The 14,171-nt window shown below is 71.2% G+C and carries 13 protein-coding genes; 8 read left to right on the plus strand and 5 right to left on the minus strand.

Annotated elements, in window-relative coordinates; translation table 11 throughout:
• Positions 1 to 296 precede the first annotated feature (296 nt).
• Complete coding sequence (locus tag FHT38_RS09060; RefSeq protein WP_091724428.1) at positions 297 to 623, plus strand: four-helix bundle copper-binding protein; 327 nt, start codon at positions 297 to 299, stop codon at positions 621 to 623.
• Positions 624 to 880: 257 nt separating this feature from the next.
• On the opposite strand, the gene FHT38_RS09065 is transcribed toward FHT38_RS09060, so the two are convergent.
• Together FHT38_RS09065 and FHT38_RS09070 are read right to left on the minus strand one after the other, a co-directional pair.
• On the minus strand, positions 881 to 2,950 hold the full coding sequence (locus FHT38_RS09065) for a sensor histidine kinase (protein WP_183491377.1): 2,070 nt from the start codon (positions 2,948 to 2,950) through the stop codon (positions 881 to 883).
• Position 2,951: 1 nt separating this feature from the next.
• Positions 2,952 to 3,182, minus strand: a complete 231-nt coding sequence (locus tag FHT38_RS09070) for a DUF2789 domain-containing protein (RefSeq protein ID WP_091724430.1) — start codon at positions 3,180 to 3,182, stop codon at positions 2,952 to 2,954.
• A gap of 148 nt (positions 3,183 to 3,330) precedes the next feature.
• Between FHT38_RS09070 and FHT38_RS09075 the strand changes: the two genes are divergently transcribed.
• The 4 genes from FHT38_RS09075 to FHT38_RS09090 all read left to right on the plus strand — a co-directional run bounded on the left by FHT38_RS09075 (position 3,331) and on the right by FHT38_RS09090 (position 8,691).
• Positions 3,331 to 3,984 (plus strand): MEDS domain-containing protein, encoded by a 654-nt coding sequence (locus tag FHT38_RS09075; RefSeq protein ID WP_183479279.1) that lies wholly within the window; start codon positions 3,331 to 3,333, stop codon positions 3,982 to 3,984.
• Between the two features lie 5 nt (positions 3,985 to 3,989).
• Complete coding sequence (locus FHT38_RS09080; RefSeq protein ID WP_183491379.1) at positions 3,990 to 5,585, plus strand: ATP-binding protein; 1,596 nt, start codon at positions 3,990 to 3,992, stop codon at positions 5,583 to 5,585.
• 108 nt (positions 5,586 to 5,693) lie between these two features.
• Positions 5,694 to 6,578, plus strand: coding sequence for a response regulator (locus tag FHT38_RS09085; protein ID WP_183491381.1), 885 nt, complete (start codon positions 5,694 to 5,696; stop codon positions 6,576 to 6,578).
• A 7-nt stretch (positions 6,579 to 6,585) separates the two neighbouring features.
• Positions 6,586 to 8,691 carry an ATP-binding protein gene (locus FHT38_RS09090; RefSeq protein WP_255488635.1) on the plus strand — a complete coding sequence of 702 codons (2,106 nt, stop codon included), beginning with the start codon at positions 6,586 to 6,588 and terminating at the stop codon, positions 8,689 to 8,691.
• Positions 8,692 to 8,715: 24 nt separating this feature from the next.
• On the opposite strand, the gene FHT38_RS09095 is transcribed toward FHT38_RS09090, so the two are convergent.
• Positions 8,716 to 9,621, minus strand: a complete 906-nt coding sequence (locus tag FHT38_RS09095) for a Crp/Fnr family transcriptional regulator (RefSeq protein ID WP_254783291.1) — start codon at positions 9,619 to 9,621, stop codon at positions 8,716 to 8,718.
• Between the two features lie 342 nt (positions 9,622 to 9,963).
• Between FHT38_RS09095 and FHT38_RS09100 the strand changes: the two genes are divergently transcribed.
• Entirely contained in the window at positions 9,964 to 10,407 is a 444-nt protein-coding gene (locus FHT38_RS09100) for a hypothetical protein (RefSeq protein ID WP_183491384.1), read from the plus strand.
• A gap of 7 nt (positions 10,408 to 10,414) precedes the next feature.
• Here FHT38_RS09100 and FHT38_RS09105 read toward each other — a convergent pair whose 3' ends face one another.
• Positions 10,415 to 11,005: a DUF4142 domain-containing protein gene (locus tag FHT38_RS09105; RefSeq protein ID WP_183479287.1), complete on the minus strand. Its 591-nt coding sequence runs from the start codon at positions 11,003 to 11,005 to the stop codon at positions 10,415 to 10,417.
• An 89-nt stretch (positions 11,006 to 11,094) separates the two neighbouring features.
• Positions 11,095 to 12,108, minus strand: a complete 1,014-nt coding sequence (locus FHT38_RS09110; protein ID WP_255488636.1) for a glycosyl hydrolase — start codon at positions 12,106 to 12,108, stop codon at positions 11,095 to 11,097.
• Positions 12,109 to 12,512: 404 nt separating this feature from the next.
• On the opposite strand from FHT38_RS09110, the gene tssA reads away from it, so the two are divergent.
• Together tssA and tssB are read left to right on the plus strand one after the other, a co-directional pair.
• A complete protein-coding gene (gene tssA, locus FHT38_RS09115) occupies positions 12,513 to 13,544 on the plus strand; it encodes a type VI secretion system protein TssA (RefSeq protein WP_175538240.1) in 1,032 nt (343 codons plus the stop codon).
• A gap of 67 nt (positions 13,545 to 13,611) precedes the next feature.
• Positions 13,612 to 14,124, plus strand: a complete 513-nt coding sequence (gene tssB, locus FHT38_RS09120) for a type VI secretion system contractile sheath small subunit (RefSeq protein WP_091724438.1) — start codon at positions 13,612 to 13,614, stop codon at positions 14,122 to 14,124.
• Positions 14,125 to 14,171: the final 47 nt, after the last annotated feature.

Genomic DNA, 14,171 nt, shown 5'->3' on the forward strand with positions numbered 1-14,171 from the left:
ATATGGATCCAGGTCGTCGCTGGGCAGGGGTTTTGAGTCAGCACCGGAAACTCCGTGGAGTGGTTTTGCTTCGGTGCTTAGTTTCCTTTCTCGTCTCGCCGGCCAACAATAGCATTCATTTGCTAGCCTTTTGTCACTCTTTGATCTGCTGCCCCTGGATGCCGAATTGCGACTAGCAAATTTGAGTAGTGCTGGCCAGCGGAGGCCGGCGGGGAATGTCGGTTGCCAACATCCCGTCTTCACCCCTTCCCCGAGGAGTCGTCATGACTAACCCTTCTGAAGACCTGGAGCCCTGCATGCGGGCCTGCGCCGAGGCGCTGCTCGCGACCCGGCAATGCGCGAACGCCTGTATCCGTTCCGGCGACCGCACCCTGGAAGCCTGCGCCCTGCTGAACCTGGATTGCGCCGCCCTCTGCGAGGCCACCCTGGGCGCGCTCTCCCGGGAGTCCGAGCATCACGGTGACTTCTGCGCGTTGTGCGCCCACCTGTGCCGAGCGTGCGCCGAGGAGTGCGAGCGGCATTCCCATGCCCATTGCAAGCGTTGCGCGCAAGCCTGCCGCGCCTGCGCCGAGGCCTGCGACGTGCATGCGGGCGAGCGGCATCGGCTGCAGCCGGGCCATTGAGCGGCACAGCCCGCGTTCAGTACTTGCCTGGCGCGACGCCGATACTCACCTTTCCGATGGTGAATTCCTCGCTTGGCTAGTGTTTGTATCGCCGCGATCGAGTTTCCATCGGATATTCCGTGGAGGCGAATTTTCGTGGATTTGGATCAGCTGGAGATATTCGCGTCAAGGGCAATGGCTCCGGCGTGTCGTCGAATATTCACTTTGATTTGACGTTTCGCAAAAGCGAAGCCGCCACAGCTGCCCGGCGGCGCCCGTCAGCGAGGAGCGACCACCTCGTGGCGCGGTGCCGCGACGGCCGCCACCAGCGGCAAGGTCAGGGTCGAACGCGCCCCGTCCGGGCCGCGCTCGAAGCGGTACTCGCCGCCCATGCGGCGCGCCCGCTCGCGCATGTTGATGAGCCCCTGCCCGGTGGAGGTGCCGAACGCCGGCCGCACCGCGGGTGCGGGGCCGGCGGCGGATTGGCCGTCGTCCTCGACCACCACGACGAGGACGTCGCCGTCCAGCCGCAGCGAGAGGTTCAGGCGCGAGGCGCGGGCGTATTTCAGCGTGTTGGCCACGCTCTCCTCGACGATCCGCATCACCTCCTTGGACAGCCCGCCGAGCAGCACGCATTCGCGGTCGTTCTCGATGTCGTAGCTGACCTGGAAATCGGGCGCGCTCAGCAGCGCGTCCAGATCCACGCCGTAGTCGAACAGGATGTCCTGGATCGGCCGGTGCTCAGTGGTGTCGGTCTCGCTGATGACCTCGCGCACGCCCTGCAGCACGTCCAGCAGGCCGCGCTCGACCTGATCGCGGTCGAGGCGGCCATCCCGGACGCTGAAGATCGTCCGCACCAGCTTCGACCCGATGCCGTCATGCAGCTCGCTGTAGATCCGCTCGCGTTCCTCCTGCGCCGCCTCGCCGCGCTCGAGGTCGCGCTGCCGGGCGTGGCTGACGGCCAGTTCCATCTCGCGCCGGCGCAGCGCTTCGGCCAGGATGCGGTTGGCCTCGCGCACATGCTCGACGCTGACGCGGAACTTCGCCAGATGCACCCGGGCCATCACGATCAGCAGCGGCGGCAGGGCGAGGTGGGTCAGGTAGATCGGCGCGGTGAGCAGGCGCATGAGCGTCCCGTCGTCCTCTCGGGGTGCGCGCCGCACCAGCTGCATCAGCACGTTGTAGTCGTGCAGGATGAGCGCGCCGGCCGCCAGCACCACGACCAGCAGCAGCACCGCGTCGCTGCTGCGGGTGCGCCACGCGTGGCGCGCCAGCCGCAGGATCGCCCAGGCCTGGAAGGGCACCAGCACCCAGATCCAGAACATGTCCAGGTCCCACTCGACCACCTGTCCCAGGAAGGGCCAGACCGTCGCCGCGCCGGCTGAGATGGCCACCAGCGTCGTCAGCGCGCGGCGGCTGAGCGGCTGGTCGATGTAGCGCAGGATGAACTGGATCAGCAGCACGTTGAGCGCGCCCGCGCACAGGTAGAAGGCCCAGAGCCAGGCGGGGCGCCACCCGGCCGGCATGTAGATCCACAGCGACAGCGTGTAGACGGCCGCCCAGATCAGCGACGCCGCGCCCAGCAGCCCGAAGGCGGGATCGCTGCGATTGGCCAGCCACACGCCCACCATGAACAGGCCGGCCAGCAGGCAGAAGCCCCGCGACGCGTTCGCCAGCGTGCGGCACAGGAAATGGATCGACTCGGCGACGTAGGCGGCGTGATCCGCCGGACCGATCAGCACGGGCGCGATCGTGAAGTAGGGCTCCCAGCTGTTCACTTCGAGGGTGACCCGGTTCGGGCCGTCGCGGCGCAGCAGCTTGGGCGGCAGTTCCACCACCAGCGGGCGGAACCACATGAAGCGGGCCCGCGCGCTGGATTGCGCCAGCCCGTTGATCCAGACGCCGTTGAGGTAGATGTCCGCGCCGTTGATCGCCTGCGAGAGCACCAGGCTCTTGGCGGGCGGACGGTGCGCCGTGGCCGGGTCGCCGTCGCGCGCGGGGTCGAATCCATCCTCCGGGCCGATGAACGGGTCGAGGTCGATCTCGAAGACGGCGCGGTGCAGGGACTGGTCGCCGTCGGTGCGGATGAACGCGGGCAGCGCGAGCCGCTCCCGGGCCTCGACGAGCCGGCCGCCGGGGCCGCGGCCGTCCGGGTCGCCGGGCGCGACCTCGCGGAGTTCGAAGCGGCTGACCGCGGGCACCGCGGCCAGCAAGCCGCCGGGCAGGCTGGCCGCCCAGCCGGCGAGCAGCACGATCAGCAGGAGGACCGCGCACGCGGCGCCGAGGCCGACCCATCGCGCGAGCCGGTCGTCCAGGGCTGGCGGCCCCGGCAGCGTGTCCCGCGTCAAGTCAGTGGAGCGCCAGGTTCAGCTGGTCGACCACCGGCGCCCAGTCGGCGTCCTCCAGCAGCATGTCGCGCAGCGCCTTGGCCTGGGCCGGTGTCCAGAACGGCGCGTCCTGGACTTTCACGTCACCGGGCAGCGGACGGTGGCGGGTGATGAAGGCGCGGATGTCGGATTCGGCGGCGGGCAGTCCCAGTTGCTCGAACAGCGCCGAGAACGGGTGGACGACAGGCTCCATGGGGACACTCCTTGCGCGGTTGCGGGTCGCACATACTCATCAAGGCTAACATCACCAGCCTAACTCACAAGAGCCAGCTACCTGGCCGCCACACCTCGGGTCGGAGGACATCCGCGGCGCGAGCGCCCCCGGATGGAATGAGAGAGCAGTGATCACCACCCATTTCCACATCTGCGCGTTCTTTGACAGCCGCGAGGAGGCCGGCCAGGTGCTGGCGCCGTTCTACCGCGAGGCGCAGGCGCGCAACGAGTGCAATCTGCACCTGGTCGAACCCGACGGGCTGGACGAGCATCGCGAGCGGCTGGCCGCCGCCGGCATCGACGTGCCGGGCTGCGAGCATCGCGGGCAACTGGTCCTGCGCCCATGGCCGGACGAGGCGGGCGCCTTCGACGTCGAAGGCCTGCTCGAGGCGATGGACCGCGCCACGGCGGAGCGCGGCGCGGCGTCCGGCGCCTTCGACGGGCTGCGGGTCATGGCGCAGATGGGCTGGGCGGTTCGCCCCGGCATCGACCGGCTGGACCTGCTGGAATACGAGGCGCGGCTCAATCGCGTGCTGGACACGAACCAGCAGCTGGCGATCTGCGTCTACGACCTCGCGCCGCTGGACGGGGCCACCATGATGGACCTGCTGCGGACGCATCCGCTCACGATGATTGGCGGCGTGCTGCGCGAGAATCCCTTTTTCACGCCGCCGGCCGAGATGCTGCGCGAGCTGTTCGCGCGTCGCGCCACCGGCCGGCGCCGCGGACGGTCGGCACCGGCGGCGCTTCCAGTGCCGGCACCAGGCCGGCGTGCCGAATGACGACGATGTCCCGAGAAAGAGAACCGTCCGCCGCCGACCGGGCGCTGCGCGACCTGATGGGTTTGCTGGCGCTGCCCGCGCTGTGGGTGGGCCGTGATGCCGCCACCGTGCTGCAGCTGACGACCGAGGCGGTCAACCGCATCGTCGGCACCGCGGTCTGCCTGGTGCACGCGCCGCTGGTGCCCGACGCCGCGCCGACGACGCTGCTGCAGCTCGGCGGGGTGCGCGTCGCGCACGATGCCTGGACCGACTTCATCACCGCCTGCCGGCAGATGCCCGACGCCGCCGACACCGCCACCGCGCTTGAATCGCCGCTGGGCACCCTGCGCGTCGTGCGGCTCTACCTCGGGCCGGCGGGCCGTGCGGGCAGCCTGTGGTTCGGCTCGTCGCGACCGGACTTCCCCTCCGCCCACCAGAGCGCCTTCATGCGCGCGGCGGCGACGCTGGCCTCCACCGGCCTGCATGCCGCCCGGCTGGATCACGAACGCGAGCGCGCCGCCAGCGCCAAGGACGAGTTCCTGGCGATGCTCGGTCACGAACTGCGCAATCCGCTGGCGCCGATCTCCACGGCGCTGCACCTGATCCGGCTGCAGACGGGCCAGCTCTCGCGCGAGCACGAGATCATCGAGCGCCAGGTCGGCCATCTGTCCAAGCTGGTGGACGACCTGCTCGACATCACCCGCATCACGCGCGGCAAGATCGAGCTGTCGCGCGAGCCGGTGGACGTGCCCTTCCTGCTCAGCGACGCGATCGAGGGCGTCAGCCCGCTGCTCGAGGAACGCAACCACCAGTTGCGGGTCGCCTGCGAGGTCGGGCCGGAGCTGCGCCTGGTCGGTGATCGCGCGCGGCTGCGGCAGGTGGTGGTCAACCTGCTCAGCAACGCCGCCAAGTACACGCCGACGAACGGCGAGATCCGCGTCGCCGCGCGGGCCGAGGGGCAGGCGCTGGTGATCGAGGTGCAGGACAACGGCGCCGGCATCGACGCCGAGATGCTGCCGCGCGTGTTCGAACTGTTCGAGCAGGGCTCGACGACGCTGGACCGCTCCAAGGGCGGGCTCGGCATCGGGCTGGCGATCGTGAAACAGCTCGTCGAGATGCATCACGGCCAGGTGGCGGTGCACAGCGAGGGGCCGGGGCTGGGCGCGACTTTCCGGGTCACGCTCCCGGCCGAGATCCATGCGGCGCCGCCCGAACCCGGCCCCGCGGCCGAGGCGCTGGACACGCTGCCGCCGGTGCAGGGGCGGGTGCTGGTCGTCGACGACAACCGCGACGCCGCCGAGACGCTGGGGCTGGCGCTGCGCTACGCCGGCTACGACGTGGTCACCACCACGCTGCCGCAGGAGGCGCTGGACCGGTTGCGTGGCTCGCGCTTCGATGCGGCGGTGCTCGACATCGGCATGCCGGTCATCGACGGCTACCAGCTCGCGATGCTGATCCACGACGAGCTGGGCGCGGGCGCGCCGCGGCTGATCGCGCTGACCGGCTACGGCCAGGCGTCCGACCGCGACAAGGCCTTGAGCAGCGGCTTCGACGAGCACATGGTCAAGCCGATCGACCTGGACCGCCTGACGCGCACGCTCGAACGTTTGATCCGAGCCTGATCCGCGCGGACGCGCCGACGCGTGTCCAGGCGCCTGTCGGGGCGTGCCCGGGCGATGCGTTCGGTCAGGCGGCCCGCGGGCGGGACGCCCTCCTAGAATGCCTGCCCAATGAGCACGCCCGGAACCTCCCCGTCCTCCTCGCCGAGCGCCCCCGCGCCGGCGCCCGCGCACGTGGCGATCCTCGACGACGAGGTGGACATCACCCAGCTGCTGGCCGGTTACCTCGCCACCCACGGTTTCCGCACGACGCAGCTGCACACCGGGCGCGCGCTGATGGCGCTGATGGCCGACGATCCACCCGACCTGGTGCTGCTCGACCTCGGCCTGCCGGGCGAGGATGGGTTCGTCATCGCGCGGCAGCTGCGGGAGCACTGGCGCTGCGGCCTGGTGATCGTGACCGGGCGCGGCGACGCGGTGGACAAGGTCGTCGGGCTCGAAGTCGGCGCCGACGATTACGTGACCAAGCCCTTCGACCTGCGCGAGCTGGTCGCGCGGGTGAAGGCCGTGCTGAGACGACTGGCACCGGGTCCCGATGCGGCCGCCGGTGCGGGGACGCCGGCGACATCGGGTGCCGCGTCGCCGGCCTCCGGCGCGCCAGGCGTGCCGGCCCCGGGAGGCGCGCGCTGGCCGGGCGGCGAGATCGTCCACGACCTGTCCGCCGGCCGGGAGCGCCTGCATTTCGAGGGCTGGACCGTCGACCTCGCGGCGCGCCTGGTCACCGGCCCCGACGGCGCCGAGGTGGCGCTGACCACCGGCGAATTCGACCTGCTGCACACCTTCCTGCTGCATCCGGGGCGGGTGCTGTCGCGCGACTTCCTGCTGGAGCAGACGCGCGGCCGGGAGTCCGGCCCCTTCGACCGCACCATCGACGTGCAGGTGGGGCGGCTGCGCCGCAAGCTCGGCGCCGAGTCGGGCGAAGGCCAGTGGATCAAGTCGGTGCGCGGCGCCGGTTATCTCTTCGCGCCGAGGGTGACCTCGACGCTCTCGGGCTGAGATGGCGATGGCGACCTGGCCGCCTGGCGTCGAGGAACACGCCGTTTTCCGCGCGCTGTTCGCCGCGTCGCCGGACGGGCTGATGCTGGTCGACGGCAGCGGACGGATCTGCCTGGCCAATCCGACGGTGTCGCAATTGCTGGGCTACGCGAACGAGGAGCTCGTCGGCGCCCCGGTCGAGATGCTGGTGCCCGATGCCATCCGCCCGCGCCACGCGGCCTATCGCCAGGCCTACGGCAGCGCGCCCCGCGCGCGACCGATGGGCGGCACGGCGACCGAGCTGGTCGCGCGGCGGCGCGACGGCTCCGAGGTGATGGTGGAGATCGCGCTCAGCCCGCTGCAGCCGCTCGGACTGCCCTACACGATGGCGTCGATCCGCAGCGTCGCCGAGTACCCGCGCGTGCGCCAGGCGCTGCAGCGGGCCCGCTACAGCGAGCATCTGGCCCAGCTCGGCCGGATCGCCGTCGACGCGCTGGATCCGCAGGAGGTGCTGCAGCAGGCGCCGGTGATCGCCGCCCAGGCACTGGAGGTCGAACTCGCGATCGTGTTCCTGCTCGATCCCGGCCGCTCGACGCTGCGCGTGGCCGGCGGCGTCGGCCTGCTGGCCGAGGAGGGCCTGGGCGCCGTGGTGCCGAACCGGCCCGACACGCCGCCCGGCTTCGTGCTGGCCGAGGGCCGGCCGGTGATCGTCGAGGACTACGGACGCGAGGCGCGCTTCGCCGTGCCGGCCGCCTATCGCCGCGAGGGCCTGGTGTCGGCGCTGTCGGTGCCGCTCTCGGACCGCGGCCGGCCGGTCGGCGCGCTGGCGGTGCGTTCGCGCCAGGCCAAGCGCTTTGGCGACGCGGAGCTGCGTTTCCTCGAGTCCGTCGCCAACCTGCTGGGCACCTGCCTGCAGCGCGCGCAGACCGAGGAGGCGCTGCATCACTCGCAGCGGCTGGAGGCGGTCGGGCAACTGACCGGCGGCATCGCGCACGACTTCAACAACCTGCTGACCGTGATCCAGGGCAACCTGCAGGTGCTGGCCGACCTGCCGGCGGTGACCGACGACGGCTTCGCGCCGCAACTGGTGGCGGCCGCGACGCGGGCCTCGCGACGCGGCGCGGAGCTGACCGGCAAGCTGCTGGCGTTCTCCCGCCGGCAGATGCTGCAGCCGGCCAGCGTCGACGTCGCGGCGATGATGCGATCGCTGGCCGACATGCTGCGCCGCACGCTGGACCAGCGCATCCGCATCCGCATCGAGGTGGCGCCCGACTGCCCCGATGTCCAGGCCGATCCGGCGCAGCTGGAGTCGGCGCTGCTCAACATCGCGATCAACGCGCGCGATGCCATGCCCGAGGGCGGCGAGCTGGTCTTCGAGGCTGCGCCGCTGGGCGCCGTGCCGCCGGAGCTGCGGCGGGAGCTGGAGGAAGACGGGACACCGCCCGATCCGGACGGCCCGGCGCGCTACGTCCGCATCGCGGTGACCGACAACGGCGTCGGCATGCCGGAGGACGTCAAGGAGCGGGCCTTCGAGCCCTTCTTCACCACCAAGCAGGCCGGTCGCGGCACGGGACTCGGCCTGAGCACGGTCTACGGCTTCGCGCGGCAGTCCCGCGGGGCGCTCGCCATCGACAGCACGCCGGGCCGTGGCACGACGCTCACGCTGATCCTGCCCCGACCGCCGGACGCGCCGGAGGGCGCGCTGGACGGCGATGCCGTCGTGGAGACGGTGCCGGCGGGCCTGCGGGTGCTGCTGGTGGAGGATGACGCGGAAGTGCGCGCGGTGGCGCGGCGCTTCCTGACCGACCTGCGGTGCCGGGTCGTGGCCTGCGCGAGCGGGGAGGAGGCCTTGCGGCACCTGCGCGAGGTCGCGGACCGCGTTGACGGGGGCGAGGGCGGCGAGCGGCCGCAGTTGCTGGTCAGCGACATCGCCCTGGGCGCCGGCATGCGGGGCACGGAGCTGGCGGGGGCCGTCCAGCAGGCCTGGCCCGACATCGCGGTGCTGCTGGTGTCCGGCTTCTCCGCCGAGTTGCTGGGGTCGGGCCCGGAGGCCGCCCTGGGCTGGGAGCTGCTGCCCAAGCCCTATGACCGCACCGCGCTGGTGCGGGCGATCGCGAAGGTGCTCAGCCGCTGAGCGGCGGCGTGTCCGCCGCGGCCGTCACTGGACCGCGGCCGGGCCGGCGTCCGGCAGGCCGCCGATGACGAACTGCTCCAGCCGTTCCAGGTTGGGGATCGAGATCTGCCGGCGGCCGCGTTCGCCGAAGCGGATGAGGCCTTCGCGGCTGAGCCGGGACAGGCAGCGGCTGACGGTCTCCAGCGTCATGCCCAGGTAGTTGCCGAGGTCGGCGCGGGTCATGCGCAGCGTCAGCTCGTCGGCGCGCAGGCCGCGCTGGTGCATGCTGCGCGCCCAGGCGCAGAGGAATTCCGCCACCCGCGCCAGCGAGGCCAGCGTGCAGACCGACATCAGCGACTGCCGCTCGTGGGTGATCTCGGTGCTCATGCCCTCGTGGACGATGGCCATCATCTCCGGATGGCGCGCGCAGGCCTCGGTGAGGGTGTCGTAGGGAATGATGGAGATGTTGCCGGTGTCCATCGCGACGGCGTCGCACGGATGGCGGCCCTGCGCGATGCCGCTGAAGCCCAGCCAGTCGCCCCGGAACTTCAGGCTGACGATCTGCTCGCGGCCATCCAGGCTCCGGCTCACCAGCTTGAAGGCGCCGGCGTTGATCAGATACACGGTGTTGAAGGGCTGCGCGGCGCGGAAGATCATGTCGCCGGCGCGCACGACCTTGGCGCTGGGCTGGACGAGGTCGCGGATGATGCGCATCGCTTCGAGCATGCGCTGGTGGGGATCGCGCGGGGAGGGACGGGTGTCGCTGGTGGCCACCGTGAAGGGGCGCGTCAGCGGACGGAGTTCGGAGACGGCGGTCGCGGCCGGGGGCAGCGCGAGGGCGGCGAGGCGGGAAGCGGCGGGGACGAGGGGGATGCGCGGGCGGCCTGCCGGGGCATCGCGCAGACGGTCGCGGGAGAGGTCGCTCGAGGGGGTGGCGATGGCGCTGTGCATGATGGTCTCGTGGTTGGTGGCGTTGAAGGGATGCTAGGAAGCGCGCGCAACGGCTGCGCCAATCCTTGACATCGCTCGGCAACAGTTGGTGAACCCTCGGTGACGGTTCAGTAACGGACCCTCAAGACGTCGCAGTGTTCCTGCGCATCGAGGCGCGCCAACCGCCGTCGTTTGACATCCATCAACGCTTTCCGGCGCGGGCTGACTACGCTCCCCAACCTCGCTGCCGACGCGTGTCGGCCGGGCCCCCTCCAGCCCCTCGCGCCCCTCACGCGTCCTCCCTCCCAAGCCTGCGTTCCGCGCCTGTCGACCATGCCGCATCACGCCCCGCCGCTGTCTGCGATGCCGACCTCCGTCCTGCCCTTGTCCGCGACCGCGCTGGACCGGTCCGCGGACGAGCTCGCGCAGGCCACGCAGCGCGGCGCGCCGCATCGGCCGCTGGTCGGCATGCGATTGGGGCTGTTCTGCGGTGACGAACGGTCCGAGACGGTCCGCTGCTTGCGCGAGGCCGCGCAGGCGCTGGGCGCGCAGGTCACGATGCTGGACCCGGCGCGGGCGCTGGAGGAGGGCGCCGCGCTCGACGAGATCGCCCGGCTGCTGGGGCATCTCTACGCGGCGGTGGCGTGCGAGGGCGTGCCCGCCGCCGTCATGCGCGGCCTGGCGATGGCCGCGGCGGTGCCGGTGCTGGATGCGCGGGCGGTGCTGGCGCCCGCGTCCGGACGCGGCACGGGCGCCGAGCGGCGCCCGTGGATCGCGCAGGCGGCGCTGCTGGCCGCGCTGCGCTGAAGCGCGCTTACTTCTTCTTGTCGGCCGCCTTGGTGGCCTGCTCCAGGGCCTGCGCCTCCTGCAAATGATGCTGCAAGGCCGGCAGCATCTTGGCGGCCCAGGCCTTCACGTCGGCGTCCTTGGCGTCCTTGGACGCCTTCTCGAACAGCTTGACGGCGTCCTTGTGGGCGCCGACCTGGTTTTCGGCGTAATGGTGGTCGAAGCTGGTCCCGTCGCGCTGCTCCAGGATCTTGGCCTTGCCCTTCTGGACCATGGAGGCATCGGTCGGGAGCTTCACGCCCTTGGACGCGGCCAGCGTCTGCAGTTCCGAATCCGCCTTCTTGTGGTCGTCGATCATCTTCTGGGCGAAGGCCTTGACGTCGGCGCTGGTGCCCTTCTTGAGCGCGAGGTCGGCGGCCGCGATCTCGGCGAAGTTGGACTCGGCGGCGTTCTTCATGAAGCTGCTGTCCGCGTGCGAACGCGCCGCGGAGGCCGGCGCGGCCGCGGTCGTGGCGGTCTGGGCGGCGACGGTGCCGGCGGCCAGGGCGCCGCCCAGGGCGAAGGCGATCGCGGCGATCGCGGGCAGGGCGCGCGGGCGGGAGGAGGCGATGACGGTCATGGGGATCACTCCATGAAGTGGTGATGCCCGGGAGACAGCAATCCCGGTTCCCGCGCCGCCGCCGTCCGCCGCGTGGCCTCGATCGCGCGTCAGGATGTCGGCAGCGTCTTGTACTGCTGACCCACCTCCGTCAGCGTGCCGGCGGCGCCGAACAGGCTGGTGAAATGCGGATCCGGCGACCAGCGGCCGGTGAACCACGCATAACGGAGCACGTCCGCGCGGGTCTCGCAGGTCTTGACCATGTCCGCCATCTGCGCCTTCTGCTTGGCCGCCGAGTCGATCTGCGCGCTTCCGTCGCCGACATGCCAATTCGCCATCTCGGTGATCCAGAACGGCTTGCCGTACTTCTCCAGCCGCTTGAGCTGGTCGGCCAGCCCGTAGTCGTACCAGTGGAAGGCGAGCGCGTCGATCTGCGGGTCGCGCCCGCCGTTGGCATTGCGGTAGGCGGCGATGAAGGCATCCATCCAGACCACCGGGTCGGCGTAGCCGGCCATCGTGCCCCAGGTGATCGCCGGACCGACGAGCTTGACGCCCGTCTGGCGCGCGACCTCCTCATACCGCGGCCACTGGGCGGCGGCTTCCGCCGGCGTCTTGTTGGCCTGGTCGGTCAGGTTGGGTTCGTTGAGCACCAGCAGGGACTTCACGGCCGGACGCGACTTCAGGTAGGCGACCACCTCCGCCGTGTCGAAGTCGAAGTTCCACAGCATTGGCACATGGTCCATCGCGCCGGCGATGGCGGGCTGGGCGAGCACCGCCGCGTTGGGCTTGAGCGCCCAGTTCACCCACCAGCCCACGGTGCCGCCGGACAGCGCGCTGAAATCGGCGGCGTCCTTCAGGTCATAGGCCAGGCCGCGCTTGACCGTCGAGGTCGCCGGCGGTGGCGCGGGCGGGGTCGGCGCGGCGGGCGGGGTTGGCGCGGCAGGTGCGGCCGGTTCGCCACCACCACCGCCGCCGCCGCCGCACGCGGTCAGCGTGGCGCCGAGGACGCCGGCGCCGGCCATCGTGAGCAGGCGACGGCGCTGGGCGTCGGGCGGCGGCGGGGCGACGAGCGCGTTCAGGGGATCGACCGCGTTCGCGGCGGCAGGCATCGGGGTTGGCTTCATGGGGCGGGCCTCTTCTTGGGTGGAGGCGGCCCGCCGCTCTCCCTCCCAAGGAGAACGCGTCGCGCGGGCCTCGTGCGCCCGCGGACCGGCGGAGCCGCCGGATCGAGCTGTCCCTGACAGAAGGGACAGGTCTTGCGGGGGCGGAGTATGGCCGGGCGTTTGTGTTCTTGTCCCGCACCGACACACATCGTTAAGGTTTCCCTGCGTTTGCATTAACAGCACTACCTCCAAAGAGGCAAGGGTCGCCGGCTGCCCGTTCCGTGGCGACCGCGCCGCGGGCGGGCGGCGGTGCAATCCCTAGGCTGAGCGCCTCCCTGGGGGGCAAAGTGACTTTCGACCACTGTGCGCGGTTACAGCTGTCAATAGAGTCCATGGCATGCAACTGTTCCGCTGCCTCCGACGCGATGGCTGATCTCGACCTCGACGCGCTGCTTGCCCCGCTGCAGGACGACGCCCCGTGTGGCGCCGACCTGGAGTACGACCCTGCCTTCCTCGCCCTGGAAGCGGCGGGCGCGGGCAAGCCGGAGCAGCAGTACGGCGACACCGTCATCCCGGCCGAGGAGCCGGATTGGCCCGCCGTGCACGAGCAGGCCCTGGCCCTGGCGCGGCGCACCCGCGACCTGCGCGTGGCCGTGTGGCTGGCCCGCGCTGGCGCCCGGCTGCACGGCTTCGGCGCGGCGCTCGACGGCCTGTCGCTGATCCGCGGCCTGCTGGAGCGCCATTGGGCGCACGTCCATCCGCAGCTGGACGCCTCGGACAACGACGACCCCACGATGCGCCTGAACGCGCTGCAGCCGCTGGTCAGCGGCACCGCGGCGATCGCCGATTTCCGCGCCGCCAGCCTGACCGGCCAGCGCGGCGGCCCCCGGGTGCGGGACGTGGAACTGGCGCTCGGCAATGCCGATCCGATCGCCGACGAATCCGTGCCCTCGCCCGAAGGCCTGATGGCCGGACTAGCGGCCCAGGCCGCGAACGATCCGGCGCTGGCCGCCCGGCTGCATGAATCGCTCCCGATCGCGCAAGGCATCGTCGCGGCGATCGAAACCCAGCTCGGCGCCGGCCAAGGCCCCGATTTCGCGCCGCTGCTGCGCCTGTTCAAGCCGCTGGCCGCCGCCGCCGGACAACTGCAGGGGCAGGGTGGCGAGGCGGTCGCGGCGCCCGTGGACGGCGCCAGCGCGCCGGCCGGCCTCGCGGTCGGCGCCGTGGTGGCCGGCGCGGTCGCCGCGCCCGGCACCATCGCCAGCCGCGACGACGCGGTCCGCGCCCTGCAGCGCGTGTGCGAATGGATCGAGCGCCACGAGCCCAGCAATCCCGCACCGCTGCTGATCCGCCGCGCGCAGCGGCTGATGAGCAAGTCCTTCCTGGAAATCATGCGCGACCTGAATCCGGACGGCGTGCATGAGATCGAGAAGCTCGCCGGCACGCCGAGCGAGTGATCCGCATCGCCTTCATTCCCTCCACGGTTTCCACCCTTCACCCGATCCACGCTTCAAGGAGCACCCCATGGCCACCAGCAGCCAGAAGTTCATCGCCAGGAATCGCGCCCCGCGCGTGCAGATCGAGTACGACGTCGAGCTCTACGGCGCCGAGAAGAAGGTCCAGCTGCCCTTCGTGATGGGTGTGCTGTCGGACCTGTCGGGCAAGCCCACCGAGCCGCTGCCGCCGGTGTCGGACCGCAAGTTCCTGGACTTCGACGTCGACAACTTCGACGCCCGCATGAAGGCCATGAAGCCGCGCGTCTCCTTCGCCGTGCCCAACACGCTGACCGGCGAAGGCAACCTGATGGTCGACCTGACCTTCGAGTCGATGGACGACTTCTCGCCGGCCGCGGTCGCGCGCAAGGTGGACGGTCTCAAGCAGCTGCTCGAGGCGCGCCAGCAACTGGCCAACCTGATCACCTACATGGATGGCAAGGCCGGCGCCGAGCAGCTGATCGCCAAGGTGGTCAAGGACGAGGCGCTGCTGAAGTCCCTGGCCTCGGCCCAGAAACCCGCCGACGACGCCGCCGCGCAATAAGCGCCGCGCGCCTTCAGACCCCTAGCCGGACCCCACGGAGCACGCAC

It is taken from the genome of Mitsuaria sp. BK041, from assembly GCF_014193085.1.
GTDB lineage: Bacteria > Pseudomonadota > Gammaproteobacteria > Burkholderiales > Burkholderiaceae_C > Roseateles.

Coding starts and splice junctions, on each gene's coding strand:
- FHT38_RS09060 (WP_091724428.1), top strand. CDS start 297: ATGCGGGCCTGCGCCGAGGCGCTGCTCGCGACCCGGCAATGCGCGAAC.
- FHT38_RS09070 (WP_091724430.1), bottom strand. CDS start 3,182: ATGGAGCCTGTCGTCCACCCGTTCTCGGCGCTGTTCGAGCAACTGGGA.
- FHT38_RS09080 (WP_183491379.1), top strand. CDS start 3,990: ATGTCCCGAGAAAGAGAACCGTCCGCCGCCGACCGGGCGCTGCGCGAC.
- FHT38_RS09085 (WP_183491381.1), top strand. CDS start 5,694: ATGAGCACGCCCGGAACCTCCCCGTCCTCCTCGCCGAGCGCCCCCGCG.
- FHT38_RS09090 (WP_255488635.1), top strand. CDS start 6,586: ATGGCGACCTGGCCGCCTGGCGTCGAGGAACACGCCGTTTTCCGCGCG.
- FHT38_RS09095 (WP_254783291.1), bottom strand. CDS start 9,621: ATGCACAGCGCCATCGCCACCCCCTCGAGCGACCTCTCCCGCGACCGT.
- FHT38_RS09100 (WP_183491384.1), top strand. CDS start 9,964: ATGCCGACCTCCGTCCTGCCCTTGTCCGCGACCGCGCTGGACCGGTCC.
- FHT38_RS09105 (WP_183479287.1), bottom strand. CDS start 11,005: ATGACCGTCATCGCCTCCTCCCGCCCGCGCGCCCTGCCCGCGATCGCC.
- FHT38_RS09110 (WP_255488636.1), bottom strand. CDS start 12,108: ATGAAGCCAACCCCGATGCCTGCCGCCGCGAACGCGGTCGATCCCCTG.
- tssA (WP_175538240.1), top strand. CDS start 12,513: ATGGCTGATCTCGACCTCGACGCGCTGCTTGCCCCGCTGCAGGACGAC.
- tssB (WP_091724438.1), top strand. CDS start 13,612: ATGGCCACCAGCAGCCAGAAGTTCATCGCCAGGAATCGCGCCCCGCGC.